The sequence below is a fragment of the Oceanobacillus rekensis genome (assembly GCF_002153375.1).
Lineage (GTDB): Bacteria > Bacillota > Bacilli > Bacillales > Amphibacillaceae > Oceanobacillus > Oceanobacillus rekensis.
In genome coordinates, this window is record NZ_MTBQ01000001.1 from 575,536 (window position 1) to 601,166 (window position 25,631).

Genomic DNA, 25,631 nt, shown 5'->3' on the forward strand with positions numbered 1-25,631 from the left:
GTTTCCTTTATCTCCTGCGGTGCAGTCCAGTCTATCGCTTCTAAACGGTCGCCTACACTTTTGGATATTGTCATTCCCCCAGTTTTGTCGAAATGATCTAAAAGAGAAACTCAGATAAAACATTCTTTTTCACCTGAGCTTTCTCTTTTAAACAGTAGATGGACACATATTTCAATCGTATTCAGGTTCAGGATAGTTCCATCGTACTCGTGATATTCGTTCCACTTAAAGCTTGTGATGCTAGATGATCTGCCTCACGATTCAATTTGCGTGAAATGATTTCATAATCTGGTGTAATCCCCAGTTTCTCAAATTTTGCCTCAATCCGATCGATCCATATGGATAACTCCGCCTCATAACATGGCCACTCCCCATTTAACTGATTGATAACGACCTTGGAATCACCAACAAATGTAACTGGTAAATGGTGAACACCTAGCAGATCCAGTTCCTGTAAACCAAGATGCAATGCAGCATATTCAGCCTCGTTATTCGTATTCAACTCTTGAACGAGTGCATTTCTCCTGAGTCGATATGCTTTATTATTTTTTTCATAATAAATCACACAGCCTAAGCCTGAATTTTTATCCTTCAAATCGAAGCCACCATCAAAATAAACCTTCACATTATGTGGTTCGGTTTGAATTCCTTCCATGAACTTTTTCAATTCCTTCATTGTCCATGAATTTTCGTGACTATCAATAAATGTTAACTGTTTAACGCGCCCGGTTTTCACCAAATCCTCAGCAATTAAAATCGCATGTGCAGCCCGCAGCTCATCGGAAGTAAATGTCGCCTCCGTACCTTTTGGTGTTTTGTATGACAATTCAATCCTAACCTTCATGACAGTATCACCCTTACTACATTTAATCTCCTAATAGGATACCCCAGAGCAACGCCTTCAACTCCCCGATTTTCACCTAAATTACTTCACAACAAACTTTGTCTGGCTATGGCCTTCTTTTGTTTTGGTTACTTCCAATGTTGCAGGGAATAAAGATTTTAGTTCCTGTACATGGGAGATAACGCCAATCATCCTACCTGATTGTTGTAAGTCAATTAATGTATCGATTGCTTTCGTCAATGATTCTTCATCAAGGGAACCAAATCCTTCATCAATAAACATCGTATTAATGGATATATTGCCTTGGAAGCTTTGGATAACATCGGACATTCCAAGCGCAAGGGATAAGGAAGCATTAAACTTCTCTCCACCAGATAAAGTTTTCACATCACGGGTTTGTCCTGTATAGGAATCATAGACGTCAAGTGCTAAGCCACTTTGTTTTCCATGGGACTCCTGCCTGTCACTTCTCGTCAAATAATATTGCCCATTCGATAGTTCTTTCAACCTGCTATTTGCCGCATCAATGATCTGTTCTAAATACTCAATCTGCAAATAGCGTTCAAATGAAATTTTCCGGCCGTTCTGTCCTCGAATAACATCATATAGATCCGAAATCACTCCAAGTTTTTTTTCACTATCCCTAACATGCTCGTTTGCTTCCATAATATTTATTTTTAAGTCAGCCGCTTCCCGTTGATGCTCTTTAGAACGATTTAATTGATTCAATGCCAGCTCATAATCCTGTTTTAGCTGTTCTAGCCTCTTGCCGAGCATTGTTAGATCTACGCGTGTTTTCTCTTTTAATACATCCTTTAAATCGGTAACTTGTTGTTTCATAGTTACAAGTTGTTGATTAAATTGCTTGATTTCTACCTTCTGTGTTTGTAGATTCTCCGGAGACATCTTTGCTTGATGGTATGCTTCTTCAGAGACAAATGCAGCTTCATGGAGTGCATCTTTAAATTGCTGTTCAAAACTTTCCCGCTTATTTTTCGTTTCTTGTAATTGGGATTTTGCATGTGCAGTGTTGGAGACTGCTTTTGTATATTCCTCTTTCGTTTTCTGAAATAAAGTCTGGACATTTTCCCATGCTTTTTCAAGACGTACTTTAGTGGCGCTAGCTTCATTAATTTGTTTCTGCAACTCAGTTAAGACTCTTACTGCTTCTGGAATGTTGCGTAATCTTTCCTCATACACTGCCAAATCGGCTTTATATGTCGTTCTTTGCTCTTGATATGTCCTGTCGAGCTTCTCCCGTTCAGGCTCCAATTGCTTGATTTCTACAACAATCTTTTCTTGTATTTCTTTCAGCTTCATTAATTGCTCCCTTGAAGCTGTTAACTCTTTAACTTCTTTTGCTAAATGCTTTCCTGATTCCACCAATTGGCTAAATAACGATGTGATTGCATCCAGTTTAATTCCATAGCTTGAAATTTCTTTTTCTTTATCTGCAAGCTGGGCTAAATTTACTTTTACATCTGCAGCAGCATTTCGGTATAATTCATCCTTCATATCCAGTTTTTTCTTAAATGCTTCCAATTGCTCTTTCGTTACCATATCTTCTTCAGTTGTTGCCTTATTCGGATGTGATAAACTTCCACAAACAGGACATTCCTCACCATCATGTAAATGGTTCGCCAAAACAATCGCCTGATTCGCAAGCCATGCCTTCTCCAGATTCATATAGGTTTCTTTTGTGTTCACATACTCTTTCTCTTTATATGTTACATCTTTAGCAAGTTTCCCCTGCTTATCTGTCAATTCTTTATAACCTTGCAATACCCTTGCCTTTTCTCGCATCTCAGTTAATTTCTGATGCTTATCTGGCAAATGACTTATAGCTTTGTCTAATTCATCTATTTGTTGCTTATAGTTTTCAGATTGCTGGTTGTGTTCATTAAGTTTCGCTTTTACTTTCTCAAGGGCAGTATATGTTTGCTTACCTTTACTAGCAAGATCAGCTAAATACTGCTTTCGTTCATCAATATCTTTTACAACCGGTAAATGATCTTGAAGTCGATCAAGTGTTTTACCTACTGTTTCACGTTGTTCCTTTTTATTTTCTTCCCCTTTATAGGCTTGTTCTGCCTTTTCTAGATTATTTACAGCAGTTTTTTCAGCAGCATCAGCACTTACAAGTGTTTGTACTTTCAACTTTTCTTCCTTACGCCAATCCTCTACTTGTTTTTCATAAACTTCAATCGTGCTTGCCCGTTCTGCTGCTTCCAGTTGTTTTTCTTTTTCTGAAAATTCAGGGACCCGGATTTCTAGTTCTTTTAATAACTTCTCCTTCTGATCCTTTTCAAGAAAACGTTCATTTAATGCCTGGGCCTGGTGATATGCCCTTTGTTCCTTATCATGTGCATTATATGTCTCTTTATATTTTTCTTCATCCGAGGTAATTTGTTTCTGGTAAAATTCTGCTTCTTCTTCCAAAGCCGCAATAACCTGGTGGACATTATAATGTTCTGCTGCAAAGACACTAGTTAATAAGGATTCATCGCGAATAGGTAAAACTGAAGAGATATTTCCGATATAATGGTCCCTCGTTTGTTTCATTTGATTAAAGTCATGCTCCACGATTGTTTTTTTACTTCTTAGCAGTTCATTTAATTGCTTGTAATTCTCCGTTTTGAAAAGCCTGCGCAAAATGGCTTCCTTATTCTCTGTTTCAGAGGTTAGTAGTTTACGAAACTCCCCCTGTGGAAGCATAACAATCTGCTTAAACTGATCCTGTGTCAAACCAATTATTTCTTCGACCTTCCTATCTATTTCGGAAACGATTTGCCTGTCAACACATGGAATCTCTTTGTCATCTATTTTTTCAAAAAACTCATAGCGCTCCCCTGTTCTCGATTTATTCCCTTTTTTCACATGGCCCAATTGGCGGAAAACACGATAAACTTTTTGCTTCAAAGCAAATTCCAATTCTACGGATGTATGGACACTGTCATCAGCAAAATCACTGCGAAGCATTTTATTATCTTCTCTGTCCGTTCCACTTGCACTACCATATAATGCGAAGGCAATCCCATCAAAGATGGTCGTTTTCCCTGCACCGGTATTCCCGGAAATCGCAAATAAATTCATTCCATTCAACTCGGTAAAATCAATAACTTCTGTATTTTTATATGGTCCAAAAGCCGTCATCGTTAATTTGAGTGGTTTCAATGTTTAGTCTCCTTTCTGCCATATGCCTTAGTTTGATAAAACTTCCTTCTTCGTATCCGTGTTAGTTTCATTCGCTTCTTTTAACAAATCATCTAGCACTTCTATGAAAATCGCTTCCGTTTCCTCAGGTGCTTCGTCGCCTTTTACTTCCTTATAGAAAGCTTTAAATAAATCCAGATCACTCATTTTACTGCGGTTTACCGTTTTCTCATTTTGTTCCGATGCTGATGAAAGGCCATGATTAGTTCGCTCCACATGCATTGCATTCGGATATACAGATTTGACCTTTTCCATTGGCGAAAGAACGGGTGCCACATCTAGTAGTTTCACAAAAACATAATCTTCATTAATAGGGTGTGTTAATAATTCCTCCAATGTCGCTTCAACCGTTCGGATATCCCGCCTTGGCTGCAGCAGACGTTTCGCAAGTGTTATATTTCCTTCTGCATCCATCTCTACAATATGGAACCCTTTTTTATGATGCTCTTCAGAAATTGAATATTTTAAAATGGAACCGGAATAACGGATCTTCTCATCCAACACATGGTGCGCCTGATGCAAGTGCCCTAAAGCAGTATAATGGAATGGCATATAATGATGTGCATCCACATATTCAGCCCCACCAATAGAAAGTGGACGTTCCGAATCACTTGTATTTTCTTCCTCTTCGCCAAATGGAGTTATAAATGCATGTCCAACCGCTACATGCCTGCTGGTCGGATCCATCTCTTGCTTTATCTGATCGATAATTTTTTCTGCTGCATCATTATGCGAACGGATTTCATCATTATCCAGAACATTACGCACCATACTCGGATCACAATATGGTATTAAATGAAAATGTACTTCCCCATGCTCATCGTTTAGGGTGACCGGTTTAAAATCGTCTGTAAAGTTACCGACAATATGAAAACCATTATTTTTCATGATGCTGCTTCCGAAATTTAGACGGCTTGGACTGTCATGGTTACCGGCTACAGCGATAACCGGGGTTTTTAATTTTAATACGATTGTCTCCAACACTTCATCCAGAAGGTGAACTGCTTCAATTGGTGGTACTGCACGATCATATAAATCGCCGGCAATGATAACAGCATCTGGTTTCTCTTCTTCTATCGCCTCAATGAATTGCTTCAGGACATACCGTTGTTCCTCGGTCATATAAACACCTTGTACAAGTTTACCTAAATGCCAATCCGCTGTATGGAAAAACTTCATATATTTCTCCCCCAATTGTTTTATATTTTAATAGTAGTCTGTGTTCAAAAAGGAGGATAAAAAGGACCGAGAAGTTCGAGGCGGCGAGCCTACTTCAGTGAATTTGCTTCAATGCTTGCTTGCACCGAGGAATCCTCTCCCCCGAATATACTTGTAGACGGAGGTGCAGAATTCTGTTCAACGTATGCAATTAATACGTGAGTAACGGAAAAGAAAGCATTCGTGCGAAATTCGATGTGTCATTTTCAACGGACTTTTTGAACAACCTCTAGTAGTAGATTTTTAGTTTGTATGGTACTAGTTTATCATGATGTGGATTTTTGTGGGTTGCCGGGAAGGGAATACCTTGAAGTGAGACCCCAAAGTATTCCGTAAGTGTGTAAGATTATAACAGACCTTCCTGTTCATACAAATATTCATACGGTACATCCAGGAAAATATATCGTTTATCTGTAAGAGGATAGGAGTACGTTCGAATTAGTTCGGCCTTTTTTATATCTGTATACAAATCAGAGAGCAACCCTTTTTTCTCGACATTCATTCGCATAATATTTTCAAGGAAATAAGGACGCCAGCTCCAATTTTTATTTCTTCCTTTTTTCACCAATTCCCATTCCCCGTCCTGATTTTTCTCCGCATTGGAAGATAATTGAATTCCTTCTTCATTACAAATATATACCCGAAATGCAAAATCGCTACAGGCATTTCCGACCGTAAGAATCGTGTCATCATAAGCAGTTTCGGCCTTAATTGTCATTAATGTCGTTCTGAACTGCTTGTTAAGTTGTTCCATAAGATGTAATTGAGCCAGTACCTTTTTTCTCTCAAAACTAACAAATTGGCGAAAGTTTGTTTGAATAAATTCTTGCAAGCTATTCTGGTCAACAAATTCTGCTTGTGGTTCCTTTAAGTAACGTCCCTGATAATATTGACCACCACTTCTCCAGGCATAGTTAAGCTGATTATACGAGGAAATTCCTTTGAATAATAATGCAGCACCAATTTTCCTCGAAAGCATCGCAAGGGAGTAATGAACATCCCTATATAAATGTGGCAATAAATCGTCTTTCAAAAACCCAGTATCTGCTTTAACTATATTCGGCTGCAGGATTGCCAATCGATCAAGACTTCCATTTGGTTGTTCCATATGGAGTGAGATACGAACACCTAGTGTTTTCATATACTTGATCAAATTATCTAAGTTATCCAGTTGCTCCGTTACGGATGTATTCTTAATCTCAATGACAATTCGATGCAGATCTAATCCCTTTTCCTGATTGTTATGCAGTATAGATAATAAAGCCTCCCCATTATCCCTAACTAATAAATCAGCCTCATAGTAAAATGTCAGTAGTATCGACTGTTCTTCATTCATTAGTTTATCGATAGCCTTTTGTTGTATATAATTATTCACTTCTAGACGAAAATCATCAGGTATGGACGAGTCATCAAAAAACCAGTCAAGATTTTCCAAACTACCATCCGCTTCCCGATAAAAAGCAATAACCTCATAACCGACAATCAATTGAGTGTCAGCACTTATTACAGGTTTATAATATGGAACAACTTGATCCAGATTTAACATAACATCTAACGGATCCAAACCAATCACCTCCACCCCAAAATTATACCATAAACGTTCCCTATCACCCCTCGGATTTTGTCGAATTCATTGTCAATTGCTTGCTCTGCCAAAATTTCCCTCTAACCTTTCGGGTGTAGGATAATATATCATTTTGTCTTCCTTTGTCGAAGCTATTTCTTTATTCGTTCATATTTGAGATAATACTAAGCGTGATAAATTTAGATAAGGTTAAGGTGAAATCATGTTGATAGAAAAGAATAAGATTGATAGAGAATCAATCATCTTGATGATCGTTAGAAAAAGAAATGAAATGTTTTCGCTCGCACAAAGAAACGGGTTATCCTCCAGTGAAACAATAGCATGCAGTCAGGAGTTAGACTCATTGCTAAACAACTTAACGAAGTGTTAAGTCATTTAACGGGGCACTGTGGTCACTCCCTGATTTTTCTCATGTTAGAGGAGTAGCATCATTTCATATCTCAACGGCTTAAATGAAAAAAAGCAGTCAACTCATCAAACAAGTTGTCTACTTTCTGCTTGTACACCAGTCCCCAATTAATCAATAAACTAACAACATACTTATAATTGTAATGACGAGTCAAAAAAATAAAGCTTCTAAACGAACAAACGATACTCTCAAACTAAATTTAGTTTCCAATATTCCAGAACATTGCCAATGTTCCTTCCCCACCATGGACAGCGAGTGATGAACTAATATCTCCAATGGTAATTTTTAATTCCGGGATTTCCTGTAAAATCATTGCTTTTAATTCCTCTGCCCTATTTAGTGAATTACCTTGCATAATACCTATTTCTGTAACCTGATTTTCTTCACAGGATTGTTTTAATAATGCGACTAGTTTTTTTGTTGCTTTTTTCTCTGAACGTACCTTCTCATAAACAGCAAGTTCTCCGTCCGGATTTATGGAAAGTATAGGTTTAATTTTAAGTAAATTGCCTAGTAAAAATTGAGCACTGGACATTCTGCCACCTTTATACAACTGCTCCAAACTTCCCAACAGGATTAAATTTTTTGATCTTTTTGTTTCTTCCCGAAGTTCATTGGCAATTTTATCGATATCGGCACCGGCTTCTGCCAATAGAACCCCTTTCTGAAGAAGCGTCGTGATTGCGAAGGAAAGAGAATAAGAATCAATAATTTCCACATCAAAGTCCGCCTGATTTTTACCTGCTGTTGAGCTAGAAATTGTTCCACTTAGTTTGGAAGAAACGTGAATGGCTATTGCATGATCATAATCTTTTTTTAATTGTTCGTACAAATCCTTAAATCTGCCTATGGAAGGTTGAGAGGTTTTAGGTACTTCTTTGTTTTTCCGAATGATGTCATACAATTGTTCTGTGGACAACGCAGCACCATCCTCATATTCCTTCCCCTCCGAGATAACTACCATTGGCACTATATATACATCAGGATGCGATCGTAATTCCTCTGTCAAAAAAACGGTACTATCTGTCACGAAAGCAATTTTCTTCTTTGCCATTAAACTTTAGTCCCCCTCTATTTTTATTATTAATATAAGATTATACAGGGAATTAATTATTATACCAAGTATTAATATCAGATACTAAATATATTATATGTAGCCGTATATATTGATATTATGTAAGAATTAATATGGAATTCAAAAATCCTTCAACATCCAATTGATATTGTATTCCATCCTTGGTATAATAAATTTGTGTTATCAATTTTGAGGGGGAAAATTTTTGTCAATCGAAGTAGGTAGTAAGGTAAAAGGTAAGGTTACAGGTATCACTAATTTTGGAGCATTTGTAGAATTACCCGGAGGAAAAACAGGCCTTGTGCATATCAGTGAAGTGGCTGACAGCTATGTAAAGGATGTGAATGATCATCTTACTGTAGGCGATGAAATTGAAGTGAAAGTTATCAGTGAGAAGGACGGTAAAACTTCCTTATCCATTAAAAAGGCTATAGACAGACCTGAAGGCTATTCCCAGCGTCCACAACGCCAGGGAAATAGAAATTCCAGAGACTCTCGTCCAAAAGGAAATTTCAAACCTAAGGAAAGTTTTGAAGATAAAATGGCTAGTTTCTTAAAATCAAGTGAGGAAAATTTATATACCCTCAAACGCAGTACCGAGTCAAAACGGGGCGGCAGAGGCGGTCGACGCGGATAATTAATAGTATACAAATAGATAAAGGCAAGCCGTAGAATACAAACGGCTTGCCTTTTTGCTTGTCTATTTTAAGCTTCTTAATCTAAACTAACTCACCAAGTACTCCACGACATACATATCTTTTGGTTAGTAAATAAAAACTATTCGCCTCTTCCCTTTATATAAAAACAGCATAAATTCATTTAATGCTCCTATGTACTGCACATAAAGAAACACAAAGCTGACCCGTTTCCTCTATTTAGAAGGACTATTTTTCATAAGTTGTAGTTTTTGCCACAAAAATCTATAAATCGTAACGTACCTCAGATTTACTTCCGAAGACTTTTGCTGTTGCTGCCGTCCCGGTATCATTCTGAAGTATCCATTCAGGCAATGGTATAGACGATTAGATTTAAGAAATACTAACAGAGGTTGTTCAAAAAGTCCGATGAAAATGACACTTCACATTTCTTCGTTGGCTTGCTTTTCCGTTACTCACGTATTAACTACATACGTTCCGTTGCTCAAAGCTACGCCGCCTCGAACTGCTCGGTCCTTTTCATCCTCCTTTTTGAACACGCACTAACAGTAATATTCTAAAACAGCTCTACACTAGAAAGGGGAATGAAATGAAGAAAGTTACATCCGTTTTTTGGATCACATTGGCAATTACATTATCCCTATCTCTCTGGGGATCCATTGCTCCTGAGAGCTTTGAAAGCATATCAGGCACTATTATGGGTTATATTTCGGTTCATTTTGGTTGGTATTACTTATTAATTGTAACGATTATTCTTGTATTTTGTTTATATTTAATCATCAGCCCATTTGGAAAGATTAAACTAGGACGGCCAGACGATAAACCTGAGTTTAGTTATCCCTCCTGGTTCGCTATGCTATTTAGCGCTGGGTTGGGAATTGGGCTCGTGTTTTACGGGGTAGCTTCACCATTATCCCACTATATAAAAACTCCCCCAACCGCTGAACCAGGTACCACAGAAGCGCTCGAGGACGCATTACGTGTAACGTTTTTTCATTATGGCATTCATGCATGGGCAATCTATGCGATCATCGCTTTAATTCTCGCCTATTTTATGTTTCGCCATGGAAAACGTGGTTTAATCAGTGCAACGCTTGAGCCTTTATTTGGGAATCATATGAATCGCGGCTGGGGGAAAACAGTTGATATCCTTGCTGTATTTGCAACCATCATCGGTGTGGCAACGACACTTGGATTTGGTGCAACTCAAATCAATGGTGGTCTTACGTATCTGCTCGGAATCGAGAATTCTTTTTGGGTCCAACTCATCATTATATTTGTAGTAACCATCCTGTTTATGTTGTCTACTTACACTGGTCTTAGTAAAGGAATCAAATATTTGAGTAATGTCAACATGGTTTTAGCTGTTTTACTATTTGCAATAACACTGATTCTTGGCCCTACGCAATACATTTTGAATTCGTTAACCGAGACAATCGGTTCTTATATACAAAGTCTGCCTACAGAAAGTTTACGATTAGCACCAAATGATGCAGAAGAACGCCAGTGGGTTCTCGACTGGACGGTATTTTTTTGGGCTTGGTGGATTGCCTGGTCACCTTTTGTAGGGATTTTCATTGCCCGGATATCCAGAGGACGTACGATTCGTGAATTCCTCTTGGGAGTTTTGCTTGTTCCTTCCGTCATAAGTTTTCTATGGTTCGCTGCTTTTGGTATATCCGGTATCGAAGCACAAAATAATGGAATAGATATTGCTAGTCTACCCGATGAACAAGCATTATTTGGCCTATTTGGCAATTTTCCGTTCGGTGTTATTTTATCTATCGTTGGGATGTTATTAATTGGAACCTTTTTTATCACATCTGCTGATTCCGCAACTTTCGTATTGGCTATGCAAACAACAAATGGCTCTTTATCACCAGCCACATCGGTCAAGTTTGTATGGGGCTTTATTCAATCGGCAACTGCTGCAGTGTTACTATATAGTGGTGGCCTCCAAGCATTGCAAAACGCTTTGATTGTTGCAGCATTGCCTTTCTCATTTATTATGGTGCTCATGGTGTATTCTTTTTATAAAGCCCTTCTGAAGGAAAGAAAAAAAGAGGCAAAACCATCGTAGTTGCTTAATAAAATTATAATCGGACCCACCCAGTAGTCAGTGAGTGATTACCGGGTGGGTCCGGATACCTTGCTACGTAACCATCTTCCGCATTTTCATGGACAAACGCAGCATGTGAACGGTGGTCAAGTATTTGTGTGAAACTAGAAAAAAACAGGAATTGTTCCCTTTAATGTCAATTCCTGTTCTCTTCTAGTTATTTTTCGGTTTTCTATTAAAATTTTCCAAGTGCTTGTTTTACCGTTGCGTATGACTTCACCGAAGATAAATCGATACCACTATGTATAATTGTTTGTACAATTTCTGGACGAATACCTGTTACGGCAATATGAATACCCATTAGACCTAGTCTTTCTCCAAACTGATAGAAAAGATTTGCAATATCGCTATTAATGGTTAACGTACCTGAAAAATCAACGATAACGCGAGTTACATCCAATTCAGAAATTTTCGGAACTACATTTTCCATAATGTGTTTGGCTCGATCCGAATCAATGTCACCAATAATCGGGACTATAACTATTCCATCTTGTATTGGTACAATAGGTGCAGATAGCTCTAAGAGTTCTTTTCGTGTATCTTCATTTAATTGATTGGAAAGCCGTTTGTAGTAAAGTAATGTTTCATTTAAACTAACATCCAACATACTATTGATCCACTTTATAATCGAAGCATTTTCCTGAACAGATAAGTCAAATTCTATACTCATCTCAGTTACGATGTCATTCAGGATTTCTCTTGTTGGCGGATATCTTCTAATAATTTCTGATATTTCTCCATGAGATGATAGTTGCATCTCCGAATTTTTTTTACTCCACTCCATAAGCGAAGCTGGAATTACTTCGTCACTATCATTCAAAAGTGAATCACCCAAAAACTTAAATAAATCATAATACATATGTGTTGCCCGTTCTTCTTCCCGTTTCGATACAACTAACTGTCCTTTTTGCATAACTGCACAGACTACCTCAGTAGCCAATGTTTCGGTATGTTCACTTATATACTTAGAGAAACGTAATATTGGGGTCATCTAGGTTCCTTCCTTCTATTATTCTCTCGACGTAAAAGTCATGATTGGTTACAGCTATTTCCTTAAATATTTCCTGAATTTTGTCTTTTAATAGTTACTTGCAACGATAATAGGGAGGCGAAAATTGGTAGAATATAATGCTAGAGGCTAATCCCCTTCAAAATAAACCATAAAATAAAAGAAATGAAAAGTAAAGTAAAATCTCCCCCTTTCCCTTGCAATCCGCGATTTTAGAATCTAATTGGATTAATGATAAATGTATATCGTTTGGGTTTCCTCATTTCATAGTGTTCGTAAAATTGGTCCTTCCCCTAACAAAGAAAGCGCATTCAATTGTTCGAAATGCGCTCCATTTATTGTTATTCAAGTTACTATTTATTTTGCTAATCTACTTATTAGTAATCGTAATAATCTTTATACCAATCAATGAATTCACCTATACCTTCATCAATGGATGTTGCTGGTTTATAACCTACATCTTTGATGAGTTCGTCAATATCAGCATAAGTCTGAAGTACATCTCCGTCTTGTAATGGCAGGTACTCTTTTTTTGCTTCGACACCGAGGTTCTTTTCAATGGCAGCAATGAAATCCATTAGTTTAACCGGATTATTATTACCTATATTGTAAATTTTATATGGGGCAAAACTTGTGCCGGCATCTGGATTGTTTCCACTCCATGCCACATTTGGGGTAGGTTTATGGTTAATAACCCTTACAATTGCTTCCACAATATCATCAATATAAGTGAAATCCCGCTTCATGTTCCCATGATTAAATATTTTAATAGGTTTACCTTCCAATATTGCTTTGGTGAACCGGAACAATGCCATATCCGGGCGTCCCCACGGCCCATATACAGTGAAAAACCGAAGGCCTGTTGTAGGTAATCCATAAAGGTGGCTGTACGTATGTGCCATCAGTTCATTTGCCTTTTTTGTAGCGGCATATAGGCTTACGGGATGGTCGACATTATCATGAACGGAGAATGGTAACTTTGTGTTTGCACCATAAACAGAACTTGAGGATGCATAGATAAGATGATTAACTTTATGGTAGCGGCAAGCTTCAAGTATATTAATGAAACCGACGATATTGGAATTGATATAGGCATGAGGATTTTCCAAACTGTATCGGACCCCTGCCTGGGCAGCCAGGTCGATAACTACAGTGGGTTGGTATTGCTTAAATAGTTCATTTATTTGTTTTTGATTTTCCCGCTCCATTCGTAAAAATGTAAATCTTTCATTTGCTAACCATTTTAAACGGTTTTCCTTTAATTCCACATCATAATAATCATTCATGTTATCTATTCCGATAACAGGATAACCATTAATAAGTAACCGTTTTGTTAGATGCGCACCTATAAAACCTGCTGCGCCAGTTACTAAAATCATACCCTCACCTCCTAAATTTAGGGATTCTTTTCCCTTACTCTTTCTTATTTGAATTGGAGTTCGAAAAGTGCAGGGTTGAATCGTCACCGAAAATCCCATAAATTGAATTATTATTGATATTTTTCCCAATCATTTTTGCCCTTTCTCCGAATACACTATCCGTAATTTCATAAGGCACATCTCTCAAACAAGATCCTTTTAAAACAATGCTGTTTTTTATATGACATTGTTTTATAACCACATTGGATTCAATAGAAACATATGGGCCAATTACAGAATTCTCAACTTTACAGTTCTCTCCAATGATTACAGGTGGAATAATAATAGAATTTTGAGTTATTCCCTCTTCAAAATCATCATCCCATTGTGATGGGACCTTTTTAAGCATAGACTGGTTGGCTTCTAACCAACGTTCCACCGTCCCGACATCAAATGTTGGTTCGTTTGTGTTCACATAATTGACTGCGTAACCATGGTCTATCATCCATTGGATTGCATCGGTTATTTCATATTCACCTCTTGCAGAGGGAGAAATCGAGTGAATAGCTTTAAAAATAGTTGCATCAAATATATATGCTCCAATAACAGCTAAATCAGATTTAGGATTTACCGGCTTTTCTTCCAGGTTTTTGATTTTTCCATTTTCAATTTCTGCTATACCATAATCTTTAGGAGAATCTACTTTCGTCACCATCACCGTACCGTTAATTTTTTCTTTATTAAATGAATCCATTAATAAAGCTAACGATTCTTCGATCAAGTTATCTCCCAACAATAAAACAAAGGAATCTGATCCGATAAAATCCTCCGCTTTGCCTACAGCATGTGCAAGTCCTTTTTGTTCATACTGATAAATATAATGAAACTTTATATCTTTGATCTTATATGACTGTACATAGTTCTTAAATATTTCCTCATCATGCGGCTGAATCACCAAACCTATTTCCCGTATGCCCAAATTGTATAAATGTTCTATTCCATAATTTATTACGGGTTGATTCGCAACTGGCAATAACGGTTTAGGCTTTGTATACGTCATAGGCCTTAACCTTGTTCCTTTTCCAGCGGTCAGGATTAAACCCTTCATTTCTTACACCCTTTCTATAGATAGCCCATCAGGAATAACCAATTCCTTTATAATGGAACTGTAAATCCTTTACCTTTTTGGCCTCCAGCATATTTCTCCCATCAAAAATATATGGCTGTTTTACTAACTGGTGTACCCTCTCCCAGTCTAGTTCTTTATATACAGGCCAATTTGTACAAATGAGAATAGCATCGCATCCTTTAACAGCCTCATATGGATCGCTAGATTGCTGTACCCCTTTGCCGACCCAATCTTTAGATAGTTGAACAACCGGATCATGTACAACAACATTCGACTTTTCCTCAAGTAATTGGTCTATGATTGGAAAGGAGACGGATTCTCTTGTATCGTCTGTATGGGACTTGAAAGCCAATCCAAATATAGCAATTCTTTTACCTTCTAACGTATCAAAACTGTTTTTCACTTTTTCTATGAAATAAGAGCTTTGATTTTTGTTAATCTTCTCTACTTCTTTTAATAGATGAAGTGGACGTTGATAGGTGTCAGCTGTCAATAATAACTCCTTTATATCCTTAGGAAAACATGAACCACCATAGCCAAGTCCAGGTTCTAAGAAGTGGGGGCCTATGCGGTCATCCAATCCCATGCCTTTTGATACATCTTTAATGTTAACTCCGAGGGTATCGCAAAGTTTTGCCATTTCGTTTATAAAAGAGATTTTAGTTGCGAGAAATGCATTGGAAGCATATTTAATCGTTTCCGCTGCCATTGCAGTTGTTTTTAATATAGGACAACTAAAGCTTTGATAGAGTTTATGCAATGTTTTAAGTGTTGTCTTATTATCACTTCCTATTATGATACGGTCTGGGTAAAGTGCGTCTTGCAATGCACTTCCTTCTCGTAAAAATTCAGGATTCATTGCTACATTCACGGGGTTGGAATCTGCTCCTGCCTCGCTAATCCATTGCTCTACTTTACTTGTCGTTCCAATTGGTACAGTACTTTTTACAATTATCGTTTTCTCCCTATTTTTAAAGCGTCCGATCATTTGAGCAACCTTTTTTAAATAGGTTAAATCAGCATTGCCATTTTCAAGGGGAGGCGTGCCTACTGTTATAAAGAGGATGTCATGATTTTCTATCGCCTTTTTAGTGTCTGTTGTAAAGCTTAATCGTTGATGATCCATTTGATTTACTAGCATCTCTTGCAGGCCCGGCTCGTAAAAATATAATTTCCCTTTTTTTAATGAATCTATTTTCCCCTCATCGATGTCTAAGCCTGTAACCTCATGTCCAGCATTAGCGAATACCACTCCCATTGTCGTACCAACGTAACCCATTCCTATAATTAAAACCTTCATCATATATCTCCCCACTTATAAATGATTCATACGATTACTATATTGCTATTTCCAGCTTCAGTAACGGCGATTAAATCGAAAAACTCAAATAAGGCGTACGACTATATCGTATGGTCTCTAAACGATTTATCTATTTCGTCTATTTGTAAGGAATCAAACCATACTTTACTTTCCTCGCTGAATACAATGCTTACTACGGAGGTGAAATAATGACGGATCAAACAATTAAACCATGGGCAGAAGAGAATGCTCCCGATTCTCTTTATGTTCCGGAGTATATCGAGGATATAGCACAGGAAGTTCTAGCGTTTTACGATTTTAATGTTCATCAAATGACCGTAATGGCTACGAAGGACAAAAAGGGGGGAGCCATTTGGAAAATTGAAACGGATCAAGGACCTTTCAGTTTAAAGTTATTACACCGTAGACCAACACACAGCAAATTCAGTCTAGGTGCACAAGAATATTTAGTAAAAGAACAAAAGGCAAAAGTTCCAGCAATTATAAAAACAATAGATGGAGAAAACTATGTTGAAATGTGCGGAAAGATTTGGTTTGTAGCAAAATGGATTGAGACACTACAACCACTGCCGGAGGATCTGGAAGGCACCAAAATACTATGCCATGCTTTAGGGGAATTTCATAAGCTCTCACATGGATATGTACCTCCTGCAGATGCAGAACACATTTCCAGGCTTCATCGTTGGCCTAGAACTTACGAAAGAATCGAGAAAAAATTAGGCTGGTTTCGAAATATCGCAATAGCCTATAGCGATATGCCGGCAAGTTCAACCATACTATCGGCAGTTGATATGTTTGAAAATCAAACCCGCGAAGCACGTGTTCGGCTGGAGAATTCACCTTATAATAAAATACTTGCTAAAGGCACAAAGGAAGCTGGTCTTGTTCATCAAGATTATGGTTGGTCCAACGCACAACTAGCTGAAGACGGAATGTATGTAATTGACTTGGATGGTGTATCGTATGACATTACGATTCGTGACTTAAGAAAACTAATTATTGACCGAATGCATTATCTAAAAAAATGGGACATTGATTGGATAAGAGCAATGATTCAAGCTTATGATCAAGCAAATCCAATTTCAGATGAAGTATATGAGATGTTACTCATCGATTTATCATTGCCGAATTTATTTTATAAGGAATTGAAATTTATTGTCTATTCTCCCACCACATTTATGACAGAGAAATTAGATGAGGAATTACAGTTGATCATTGAACTGGATAAGCAAAAATGGCCTGTTCTCGAAGAACTTGCCAGTGATCGGAAAGGAGGTAAAACAGTAACATGAAAATTCTAATCATTTGTACGGAGAAACTACCTGTTCCAGCCATTCGTGGAGGAGCAATTCAAACGTATATCGACGGTGCACTCCCTGCTTTAAAGCAAAAACACCAAATTACCGTGTTGGGGAGAAATGACGAATTACTTCCAAATGAGGAAATGCGAGATAATATCCGTTATATTCGGGTTGATGGCGGTCTTTTGGAAATTTACCGGGAAAATATTATACAGTTCTTAAAATCAACACAGGTAAGTTATGACTTAATTCATATTTTTAACCGACCACGCTTAGTAAATGCTGTTCGTGCACTTTCACCCCAATCCAAAATTGTTTTAAGTATGCATAATGATATGTTTAAACGGGAAAAAATCGATGCAATTGAAGGGGCAAATGCAGTTAAAAATGTTGATAAAATAATTACTATCAGCAATTATATTGGCAAAACAATTAAAGATTTGTTCCCGGAAGCTGCTCCTAAGCTGCAAACAATTTATTCAGGTGTTGATTTAGACCGTTTTGTTCCCTCTTATTCGAAGGAGGCAAACGATATAAGGACGAAAATGCGAGAAGCTCATAACCTCTCTTCTAAAAAGGTTATCTTGTACGCTGGCAGACTTTCCCCAAATAAAGGGATTGATGTACTCATTCGTGCAATTCCTGAATTAGCAAAAAAGCATGATGATATTGCGTTAGTAATTATGGGAAGTAAATGGTTCAGCAACAATTCAATAACAGATTATATTGCCTATGTTCGCGCACTCGCTGAGCGACTTCCAATCCCAGTTATTCAAACAGGATTTGTCACCCCCGATAAAATCCATGAATGGTTCGTTGCCTCTGACATATTTGTTTGTACTTCTCAATGGCAAGAGCCACTGGCCCGAGTCCACTATGAAGCCATGGCGGCAGCATTACCAATCATTACGACGGATCGTGGTGGAAATAAAGAAGTCATTGAACCCTATAAAAATGGAATATTGGTAGAAAAACCCGAAGACCCAGGAGAATTTGTTAAACACCTATCATATCTTCTCTCCAATCCGGAGAAAGGTAAAGAAATGGGAAAATACGGGCGCACCCTAGCTGAGAAACACTATACTTGGGAACGTGTTGTGAACGATATTTCTTCCGTTTGGGATCATGTTGAAAACATGGAGGGTCAAGATTATGAGATTCTGGATATCAATTATCCGAGTGAAGTGGGTGCGGAGATTATCCATGAATCTTCTCTCACGAACCCGGTTAGAGTAAATGATACTAGTATAAATTCTTCCACTTATGTAGAAGGCCTGATTGTTCTTAGGCTGCTTCTACAAGCACAACTAGAACAAGAGTCTGATCCTAAGTTTAAAAAACACACGAAACTAATTTTAAAGAAAATCGAAGCAAAGCTGCGGGACATTGAAGGTATCCGGTTATCAGAAGAATATGATCAGGAAGAAAGCATTTAGCTTAAAAAAGAGTATTGTGTCGGTCGCAAGTTTACGACAAAATTAGTAAAAATTGGGACTGACCTTTGGCTCACATGCTATTTGAGTAAGTCTTAAAAGAACATGATAAAGAAATACACCGAATGTACGGTGTATTTCCCTAAAACGATATATAAACTAGTTCATCGTAGCATTCAAGATTTTAAGCCGAATCGATAGTTCTTGATGTGAGAACGAACAGCCCATGCCCATAACCAAGAAGTGGCACATGCTATTTGTAAACGCTCGTATCAGGATGTACATTCATTAGTTGACACCCTCTAATTCTTCTTTTGGATTCCCCTTCGTATCTTCCATTTCCTCTTTTGCAAATTGGCGAATTTTATCAATTGTTCCACGGGGTACCTCAATTGATTCTGTTTTTTTAGCTTGCAGTTTTTCGGATAAGTAGTCAGCAGCTTTCCATGGGTTTACGGAATCACCACAAGTATAAACATCTACAGAAACAAAACCATATTCCGGCCATGTATGGATCGTCAAATGCGATTCTTTAATGATAACAGCACCTGAAACTCCATATGGATTGAAATGGTGGAAAACCGATTCAACAATCGTTGCACCTGAATAATCTGCAGCTCCACACATATGCTGTTCAATTAAAGCATTGTTTTCAATTAATTCACTCGGACAACCGTAAAACTCAATTAAAACATGTCTCCCTAATGCCGTTTTTCCTAATTCCATTTTACGCATTCTCCTTTATACCTGTTATATGAAACGCTAAGCTTTTGTCAACACGTTCCTAGTTATTTATATTAATGATATTCCTGAATAATCTCTTTTAGATATTGTTCTTAACTATTGTCATCGTAACATAGCCTTATCCAGTTCCATCTGTTTTTCACTTTTACTTTCTTGTACGTTACATCAAACTCCAGATTGTAAGGAAGGTAAATTATTTTTCCCAAACCATTATACCAGCCTTCCCAAATTTGTGCGTTTGTCATCTACTATTACAAATGTCTTAGGAATGGAGATGAGAAAATGAGTCCAAAAATTGAGAAATTTGTGGATCGGTTGCCGATGATAGAAATACTAAAGCCCGACAGGAAGACAAAGAACGGGGCTTATTATGAAGTAAGCATGGAGGAATTCAGAAAAAAGTTACACAGAGATTTGCCACCGACAAAGCTTTGGGGCTATAACGGGCAGTTTCCAGGACCAACGATTGAGACAAACCGCGGGGAATCCGTAAGTGTGAAATGGACCAATAACCTGCCAAACAGGCATATCCTTCCTGTTGATCGCTCAATCCATCATTTAGAACATATACCTGTTGTAAGATCTGTTGTCCACCTACATGGAAGCGAAACGAAGCCGGACAGTGATGGATATCCGGAAGCTTGGTATACACGAGGATTTGCTGAAACCGGTCCAACATTTAGCCGTGAAGTTTACGAGTACCCTAATCATCAGCGCGCTGCTTTGCTATGGTACCACGACCATGCAATGGGGATTACGAGATTGAATGTTTATGCAGGACTTGCTGGTATGTATGTCATCCGGGATAGGAAGGAAAAAGCACTTCAACTACCTGCTGACGAATATGAAATTCCGCTGATGATTCTAGACCGAACCTTTAACCAAGATGGTTCCCTATTCTATCCAGAGCAGCCAGATGACACAACAGACGATCTTCCCAACCCATCCATTCTTCCTGCATATGCTGCAGATACGATATTAGTTAATGGGAAAGTTTGGCCCTATCTAGAAGTGGAACCGCGTAAATATCGCTTTCGGATTGTGAATGGGTCAAATACAAGAAGTTATCAAATGAAACTAGATTCAGACCAGCCTTTTTATCAAATTGGTTCAGATGGTGGATTATTAAGAAAAACGTTGGAAATACCACAAATTCGCTTGCAGCCTGCTGAACGGGTCGATGTTATTATTGACTTTTCCCATTTTAGAGGAGGGCAGGTTACATTAAAAAATGACCTTGGGCCAGATGCTGATCCCTCTGCCGATCTCGGAAATATCATGCAATTCCATGTTACAAAGCCACTTAAAAAGGAGGATACAAGCAAACTCCCACAAAATTTATCACAAATACCTTCTTTGAAAGAGAATAACATTACAACAATTCGTAATCTGAAGTTAGTTGGCTCAGAGGATGAATATGGGCGTCCCTTACTATTACTTGATAATAAAAAATGGGATGACCCGATTACGGAAAAGCCACATCTAGGAGCAACTGAAATTTGGTCGTTAATAAATATAACCGGTTTCGGCCATCCCATCCATATTCATTTGATTCAATTCCAAGTATTGGACCATCAGCCATTTGATTTGGAACGCTATAATAATGATGGGCAAATACTTTTTACTGGACCGCCACAAGCACCAGCACCAAATGAGCGCGGATGGAAGGATACAGTGACAGCACCTTCAGCCCAAATCACCCGTGTTATTGCCAAATTTGCACCCTATACCGGTGACTTTGTATGGCATTGCCACATTCTTGAACATGAAGATTATGATATGATGCGACCATTTACAGTTATAGATCCGAAAGAAGTATAGCAGCTGCCTGAAAGTACTGTCACTACCCTAATTCTGTCGAGGGTTGTCGAATATTTGTATTGCTTTTTTAAAGTATATGAAAATATAAAATGGGACATTTCAGCTTTGCAACTGCGATGCCCCCCTGTATGGCATCTTTTATCTCTTTTTAAAAATTAATCGTAGTGCCATTTTTAACGATTTACAATGTATATTACTAGAGCTATTATAGATAATATAGTTGCTATAACGTAGATGACTGTTAAACGAGTTACATTTCGCTTAGATTCTTTATCATAATTTTCATCATTTTTCCCTACTTCTATTAGAGTCAATATTGCCCCTATCACACAGACGATAATGGTTAAAATTATTGCGATTGCCATTCAAATCACCCACTTCGCTAGTTATTAATTTTTATCATCATGACATTTTCACATTCTCGATAACTAAATTATATCCTACAACGTAAAAAAGCGAAACCCTTTTTCAGAGAAGCCTGGGGATTTCCCTTCCATTTGTAAACCAAGAATAAAATTAAGTTGACAATAGCTAATGATATATTCTATAATCCAAATAGTAAGAATATTAATCGCCTTTTACTATCCTAAAAAATCAAGAAGGAGTTGATATGAAATGAAAAATAATAGCACGCGGCTTCGAATTCTTCTTAAATGTTCTATCTTTGCTGCGATCACTGCCATTTTAGCACAAATTGAAATTCCACTCCCACTCATTCCAATAAGTGGACAAACATTAGCTGTTGGTATTGCAGCGACCATTCTCGGTAGTCGCTATGGAGCTTTGGCAATGATTTGTTATGCTGCCATTGGTGCAGTTGGTATTCCTGTATTTGCAGGTTTTTCGGGAGGTCCACAAGTACTTGTTGGTCCCTCTGGGGGATATATTTTCGGGTTTATTGCAGCAGCATTTATCACGGGGCTGATTCTCGAAAAAACAAATTTCTCCATTCGGATGGCGTTCCTTGCAAATATCGCCGGCATGTTTGTAACTCTACTATTTGGTACAATCCAACTGAAAATAGTACTGGATTTAAACTGGAATGCAGCTATTATAGCAGGCGTTTATCCATTTCTTGTCGTAGGATTCATTAAAGCCTATTTAGCCAGCTGGATTGGAATAACGGTGAGAAAACGATTAATTCAAGCAAAATTAATTACAGTGACACAGAAAAAATACGCATAAAACGTGGAAGCGCGGGGGCGGTTCTTCTGCTTCCAATTATTGAAGTAAGAGAACCGTCCCCGTGCTTCATTCTCTTACAGTTCCTCAGTTAAGACAAAGGTTGTGTTCGCTAACATAGTTTGTATTTTCACTTTTTCCTGTTTCTGATCTGTATATTTTTTAATAAACTTTATTATATCAATTGCTTCCAATTCAAAATAGGTGGTATCATCGATTTCCGCTTTCGGAATATACATATTATAGTCATCGATCCACCCTTTCATTGTATGCCTTGGCACATCAATAATCTGACATAATCCATTCAAACTAATTAAATACAATGTTTTCACCACACTCTCATTCTCATTAAGTGAAATTCCATGTTTATAAATTTCCCCTAATACACTTATCTTAAAAGTAAATAATGGAATAGATATAAAACAAATGTGGAAAAAGAAAGTAACTGTATCCTGTTAACTATTCCCATTATAAATTTTAATCAGTATCATACGAAAATAAAAAATGCTTATCCTCAATATATGAGGATAAGCATTTTACATATTCTTTTTAGACGGAAATTGCTTCACACAAGGAAGCAAGAGAATATCCCCATGCTTCCAAATCACTCTATGATGGTGATGTTTACTGTTTTTCTTCCCCAGTTGTATGCTTCGTCTTTTGTTGGGAGGTGAATATCTATTTTATTTCCTTTGATGGCACCGCCAGTGTCACCGGCCACGGCATATCCATAGCCTTCTACGTATACTTCGGTACCTAGCGGAATAACGTTGGGGTCAACGGCAATGACTTTAGCATATGGGTCATTATTTAAATTAATTCCAGTTGCAGTAATACCAGAACAGCCAGAACAGCCGGCAGTATAGGCGGTTGATTCAACAGAAAAGCTTCTACCTTTAACTTCTTCGGTTGTTGTTTCCTCTACCTTTTCAGTTGATTCAACTTTTTCCTCCGATGGTTCTGCATCAGCAGGCTCTTCTACCGGTTCACTTACTTCCACACTACTAGCCGTTGTTTCTACCTCAGTTTCTTGTTCAACTACCTCTTCTTCGACTGTTTGCTCGACGGCTTTAGTTGCTGTCAGTTCAGCTCCCATACCATTCACACTTAAACTCTGTCCCGTTATGATTAGGTTGGAAGAAAGCCCATTCCATTCTTTCAGCTTTCCGACCGTTACATCAGCGCCATATGCATTACTAATATGTGTCAGGGTATCTCCCTCCTGCACCATATAATACTCCGCTTCCTTTTGAACTAGCTTCAAAACCTGGTTCGGATAAATCAAAGACGATTCAAGTTCATTTATTTCCATCAATATTTCAACAGTTGTTTTATTTTCATTCGCTATTTCCCAAAGACTGTCTCCCTTTTTTACTTCATAATCAGCTGCTGACACCGATGTCGCAGCAACACTTACAATGACCAGCCCTATCAATACGGATACTAACTTTTTCATTATGTAGTCCCCCTTTTATTATCGACAAGACAATCGTAGCACAGAGAAACCCCTTCTGTGGTTACAGCTTGTTTAAGAGGGTATTACAAATAATCACAATATATTAAAAATTTAATAAATATGAATAAATTGGTTCTATTTACTCTATCTTCTGCATATAAGAAGCAAGCATACTTCCTCCTTATTTCTGATTCATGATTTTAGACTTCTTTTATTCTATGTTTTTTTGCGGGATTTAACTAATACGTACCTTCAACCTTACTTGACTTTGAACGAAATCGTGACAACTTTTTACAATTTGATCTTTATCATTATCCATCGATGCTACATGGTAAGAATTTTTCAATACAACGCTTTGTTTCTCTTCTGAACGGATATTTTCAATAATGTAATCTGTATTTTCTGGTGGCACGACATGGTCCACTTTTGACTTCAGGCAAAGAATAGGACTATTAATTGCATGAAGTCTTTGCGGTGTCTCTTCCATTAACGCTTGTAGCTCATGTATCGCCCTAATTGGGACTTTCGAATAAGTTGTTTCATGCACGTCTTTTGCTTTAATGTCAGGCATTCCTTCATCCAGAAACCTCGGTCCTATCTCCCCTTTTAAATTCTCATAGGTTGGAATTGTTAACGCTGGATTTATAAGGATGACACCTTCCATATCTTGATACTTTTCGGCGAGCCATAGTGCTAGTGTTCCACCCATGGACTGGCCCATCACAAAAATGGTTGTACAATGCTGCTTTAATTCCTGGTACCCTCTTTCCAATGATTCAAACCACTGTTGATGATTACAATTCTCTAAATCAAAATAATGTGTACCATGTCCCTCTAATCTTGGAGCAAGCACAGAATATCCATAGTTTGCTAGTTTTTGACCTATATACCGCATACTTTGCGGCGATCCCATAAAACCATGAGAAATAAGCACACCCGTATCGCCTCGTTTGATGTGAAACTGTTCTGCACCTCGAATAACTGGATAATTATACTGCATGAAGATCTTCCTCCTTCTATGTTTAACTCATTTATTTATAATCTAATACTAATCATACCAGTTTACTCAAGATTAATAAACAATTTTATAGTAAGGCATGTAGATGATCCTTCCTTTGTTGTTCCTTATTCTTGAATATTCTCTAATATAAAATACGTTTTTTGATTTACATGCATATCAATGATATATTAAGAAAGTTGTATTTTTTTAAAAAACAACGCACTATTTAAATCAAGGCATCTACTCTGTATTGGGATGCAGCACGGAATCATGGGGTTAACACCCTTACTCGCTTCCGATTAGCCCGTTTATGAAAATCGGTATATTTGCGATTTGGTTTATCCTGCAGATCTTCTCTTTCGGTGTCATGGGTGGTCTAGGAATTTAGTTTGGTGTTCGTCTAGGAGAACCAAATCCGGGGGTATATATTGTTTTACTTCTTGGTGTTTGGGGTGCACTATTCACTATCTAATACAATTAAGAATCAATAAAACGAACATTTATAGTGAATCATTTTAACTAGCCATTTTCTTTGAAAATATTTTTAAATTTACACCTGGAAGACGCTTCTGGGTTGTAGTTACAGGTGTAGCTGCGATGGTATTAATGCTTGGCTTAATTGTAAATCACCTCAATATGGTCATGACACGGCGTTTTTCACGGCCATACTCGCAGCATTCCTAACCGTTGTACGGGCAATATTGACAAAAGGTTAATATTACATCAGAAAGATGGAACAGATTAACAAAAAAAGTAAA

The 25,631-nt window shown here is 37.7% G+C and carries 20 protein-coding genes and 1 pseudogene; 8 read left to right on the forward strand and 13 right to left on the reverse strand.

All coding sequences use genetic code 11. From position 1 onward, the window contains the following. Positions 1 to 187: 187 nt before the first annotated feature. The 4 genes from BV906_RS02970 to BV906_RS02985 form a co-directional block, all read right to left on the reverse strand. The gene (locus BV906_RS02970; protein ID WP_087971973.1) at positions 188 to 844 is read right to left on the reverse strand and encodes a ribonuclease H family protein; all 657 of its coding nucleotides are present in this window, start codon (positions 842 to 844) and stop codon (positions 188 to 190) included. Between the two features lie 81 nt (positions 845 to 925). Further along, positions 926 to 4,018 (reverse strand): AAA family ATPase, encoded by a 3,093-nt coding sequence (locus tag BV906_RS02975; RefSeq protein WP_087971974.1) that lies wholly within the window; start codon positions 4,016 to 4,018, stop codon positions 926 to 928. Between the two features lie 27 nt (positions 4,019 to 4,045). Next, entirely contained in the window at positions 4,046 to 5,236 is a 1,191-nt protein-coding gene (locus BV906_RS02980; protein WP_087971975.1) for an exonuclease SbcCD subunit D, read from the reverse strand. Positions 5,237 to 5,621: 385 nt separating this feature from the next. Then, entirely contained in the window at positions 5,622 to 6,839 is a 1,218-nt protein-coding gene (locus BV906_RS02985; RefSeq protein WP_087971976.1) for an EAL domain-containing protein, read from the reverse strand. A 268-nt stretch (positions 6,840 to 7,107) separates the two neighbouring features. Here BV906_RS02985 and BV906_RS19705 point away from each other — a divergent pair, with 268 nt between their 5' ends. Beyond that, entirely contained in the window at positions 7,108 to 7,230 is a 123-nt protein-coding gene (locus tag BV906_RS19705) for an aspartyl-phosphate phosphatase Spo0E family protein (protein ID WP_281254111.1), read from the forward strand. 238 nt (positions 7,231 to 7,468) lie between these two features. Here BV906_RS19705 and BV906_RS02995 read toward each other — a convergent pair whose 3' ends face one another. Further along, the gene (locus tag BV906_RS02995; protein ID WP_087971978.1) at positions 7,469 to 8,323 is read right to left on the reverse strand and encodes a DegV family protein; all 855 of its coding nucleotides are present in this window, start codon (positions 8,321 to 8,323) and stop codon (positions 7,469 to 7,471) included. A gap of 226 nt (positions 8,324 to 8,549) precedes the next feature. Between BV906_RS02995 and BV906_RS03000 the strand changes: the two genes are divergently transcribed. Both BV906_RS03000 and BV906_RS03005 read left to right on the forward strand, forming a co-directional pair. Next, positions 8,550 to 8,981, forward strand: coding sequence for a S1 domain-containing RNA-binding protein (locus BV906_RS03000; RefSeq protein ID WP_087971979.1), 432 nt, complete (start codon positions 8,550 to 8,552; stop codon positions 8,979 to 8,981). Between the two features lie 608 nt (positions 8,982 to 9,589). Then, positions 9,590 to 11,080 (forward strand): BCCT family transporter, encoded by a 1,491-nt coding sequence (locus tag BV906_RS03005; RefSeq protein ID WP_087971980.1) that lies wholly within the window; start codon positions 9,590 to 9,592, stop codon positions 11,078 to 11,080. Positions 11,081 to 11,294: 214 nt separating this feature from the next. Here the strand turns inward: BV906_RS03005 and BV906_RS03010 are convergent, their stop codons facing one another. The 4 genes from BV906_RS03010 to BV906_RS03025 all read right to left on the reverse strand — a co-directional run bounded on the left by BV906_RS03010 (position 11,295) and on the right by BV906_RS03025 (position 15,915). Continuing rightward, positions 11,295 to 12,110, reverse strand: a complete 816-nt coding sequence (locus tag BV906_RS03010; RefSeq protein WP_087971981.1) for an STAS domain-containing protein — start codon at positions 12,108 to 12,110, stop codon at positions 11,295 to 11,297. Between the two features lie 395 nt (positions 12,111 to 12,505). Continuing rightward, positions 12,506 to 13,507: an NAD-dependent epimerase gene (locus BV906_RS03015; protein WP_087971982.1), complete on the reverse strand. Its 1,002-nt coding sequence runs from the start codon at positions 13,505 to 13,507 to the stop codon at positions 12,506 to 12,508. A 34-nt stretch (positions 13,508 to 13,541) separates the two neighbouring features. Beyond that, positions 13,542 to 14,594, reverse strand: a complete 1,053-nt coding sequence (locus tag BV906_RS03020; RefSeq protein ID WP_087971983.1) for a glucose-1-phosphate thymidylyltransferase — start codon at positions 14,592 to 14,594, stop codon at positions 13,542 to 13,544. Positions 14,595 to 14,622: 28 nt separating this feature from the next. Continuing rightward, positions 14,623 to 15,915, reverse strand: coding sequence for a UDP-glucose dehydrogenase family protein (locus tag BV906_RS03025; RefSeq protein ID WP_087971984.1), 1,293 nt, complete (start codon positions 15,913 to 15,915; stop codon positions 14,623 to 14,625). Between the two features lie 209 nt (positions 15,916 to 16,124). On the opposite strand from BV906_RS03025, the gene BV906_RS03030 reads away from it, so the two are divergent. Together BV906_RS03030 and BV906_RS03035 are read left to right on the forward strand one after the other, a co-directional pair. Continuing rightward, positions 16,125 to 17,228 (forward strand): CotS family spore coat protein, encoded by a 1,104-nt coding sequence (locus BV906_RS03030; protein ID WP_087971985.1) that lies wholly within the window; start codon positions 16,125 to 16,127, stop codon positions 17,226 to 17,228. Beyond that, positions 17,225 to 18,673 carry a glycosyltransferase family 4 protein gene (locus BV906_RS03035; protein WP_087971986.1) on the forward strand — a complete coding sequence of 483 codons (1,449 nt, stop codon included), beginning with the start codon at positions 17,225 to 17,227 and terminating at the stop codon, positions 18,671 to 18,673. Before BV906_RS03030 ends, BV906_RS03035 begins: the two co-directional genes overlap by 4 nt. 285 nt (positions 18,674 to 18,958) lie before the next feature. On the opposite strand, the gene speD is transcribed toward BV906_RS03035, so the two are convergent. After that, positions 18,959 to 19,396, reverse strand: a complete 438-nt coding sequence (gene speD, locus BV906_RS03040; protein WP_087971987.1) for an adenosylmethionine decarboxylase — start codon at positions 19,394 to 19,396, stop codon at positions 18,959 to 18,961. A gap of 300 nt (positions 19,397 to 19,696) precedes the next feature. On the opposite strand from speD, the gene BV906_RS03045 reads away from it, so the two are divergent. Both BV906_RS03045 and BV906_RS03055 read left to right on the forward strand, forming a co-directional pair. Beyond that, positions 19,697 to 21,235 carry a multicopper oxidase family protein gene (locus tag BV906_RS03045; protein ID WP_087971988.1) on the forward strand — a complete coding sequence of 513 codons (1,539 nt, stop codon included), beginning with the start codon at positions 19,697 to 19,699 and terminating at the stop codon, positions 21,233 to 21,235. 615 nt (positions 21,236 to 21,850) lie between these two features. Beyond that, entirely contained in the window at positions 21,851 to 22,420 is a 570-nt protein-coding gene (locus tag BV906_RS03055) for a biotin transporter BioY (RefSeq protein WP_087971990.1), read from the forward strand. 74 nt (positions 22,421 to 22,494) lie between these two features. Here BV906_RS03055 and BV906_RS03060 read toward each other — a convergent pair whose 3' ends face one another. The 3 genes from BV906_RS03060 to BV906_RS03070 all read right to left on the reverse strand — a co-directional run bounded on the left by BV906_RS03060 (position 22,495) and on the right by BV906_RS03070 (position 24,873). Next, positions 22,495 to 22,752, reverse strand: a complete 258-nt coding sequence (locus BV906_RS03060) for a hypothetical protein (protein WP_087971991.1) — start codon at positions 22,750 to 22,752, stop codon at positions 22,495 to 22,497. 269 nt (positions 22,753 to 23,021) lie between these two features. Further along, a complete protein-coding gene (locus tag BV906_RS03065) occupies positions 23,022 to 23,873 on the reverse strand; it encodes a 3D domain-containing protein (protein WP_087971992.1) in 852 nt (283 codons plus the stop codon). Between the two features lie 235 nt (positions 23,874 to 24,108). Continuing rightward, positions 24,109 to 24,873, reverse strand: coding sequence for an alpha/beta hydrolase (locus BV906_RS03070; RefSeq protein WP_087971993.1), 765 nt, complete (start codon positions 24,871 to 24,873; stop codon positions 24,109 to 24,111). A 240-nt stretch (positions 24,874 to 25,113) separates the two neighbouring features. Here BV906_RS03070 and BV906_RS19710 point away from each other — a divergent pair. Beyond that, positions 25,114 to 25,521 (forward strand): annotated as a pseudogene (locus tag BV906_RS19710) (purine-cytosine permease family protein); the annotation flags it as partial. Positions 25,522 to 25,631: the final 110 nt, after the last annotated feature.

Bases quoted from the DNA above. Each gene is read 5' to 3' on its own strand.
- BV906_RS02970 (WP_087971973.1), bottom strand. From the start codon at position 844: ATGAAGGTTAGGATTGAATTGTCATACAAAACACCAAAAGGTACGGAG.
- BV906_RS02980 (WP_087971975.1), bottom strand. From the start codon at position 5,236: ATGAAGTTTTTCCATACAGCGGATTGGCATTTAGGTAAACTTGTACAA.
- BV906_RS19705 (WP_281254111.1), top strand. From the start codon at position 7,108: ATGATCGTTAGAAAAAGAAATGAAATGTTTTCGCTCGCACAAAGAAAC.
- BV906_RS02995 (WP_087971978.1), bottom strand. From the start codon at position 8,323: ATGGCAAAGAAGAAAATTGCTTTCGTGACAGATAGTACCGTTTTTTTG.
- BV906_RS03005 (WP_087971980.1), top strand. From the start codon at position 9,590: ATGAAGAAAGTTACATCCGTTTTTTGGATCACATTGGCAATTACATTA.
- BV906_RS03010 (WP_087971981.1), bottom strand. From the start codon at position 12,110: ATGACCCCAATATTACGTTTCTCTAAGTATATAAGTGAACATACCGAA.
- BV906_RS03015 (WP_087971982.1), bottom strand. From the start codon at position 13,507: ATGATTTTAGTAACTGGCGCAGCAGGTTTTATAGGTGCGCATCTAACA.
- BV906_RS03020 (WP_087971983.1), bottom strand. From the start codon at position 14,594: ATGAAGGGTTTAATCCTGACCGCTGGAAAAGGAACAAGGTTAAGGCCT.
- BV906_RS03025 (WP_087971984.1), bottom strand. From the start codon at position 15,915: ATGAAGGTTTTAATTATAGGAATGGGTTACGTTGGTACGACAATGGGA.
- BV906_RS03030 (WP_087971985.1), top strand. From the start codon at position 16,125: ATGACGGATCAAACAATTAAACCATGGGCAGAAGAGAATGCTCCCGAT.
- BV906_RS03035 (WP_087971986.1), top strand. From the start codon at position 17,225: ATGAAAATTCTAATCATTTGTACGGAGAAACTACCTGTTCCAGCCATT.
- speD (WP_087971987.1), bottom strand. From the start codon at position 19,396: ATGGAATTAGGAAAAACGGCATTAGGGAGACATGTTTTAATTGAGTTT.
- BV906_RS03045 (WP_087971988.1), top strand. From the start codon at position 19,697: ATGAGTCCAAAAATTGAGAAATTTGTGGATCGGTTGCCGATGATAGAA.
- BV906_RS03055 (WP_087971990.1), top strand. From the start codon at position 21,851: ATGAAAAATAATAGCACGCGGCTTCGAATTCTTCTTAAATGTTCTATC.
- BV906_RS03065 (WP_087971992.1), bottom strand. From the start codon at position 23,873: ATGAAAAAGTTAGTATCCGTATTGATAGGGCTGGTCATTGTAAGTGTT.
- BV906_RS03070 (WP_087971993.1), bottom strand. From the start codon at position 24,873: ATGCAGTATAATTATCCAGTTATTCGAGGTGCAGAACAGTTTCACATC.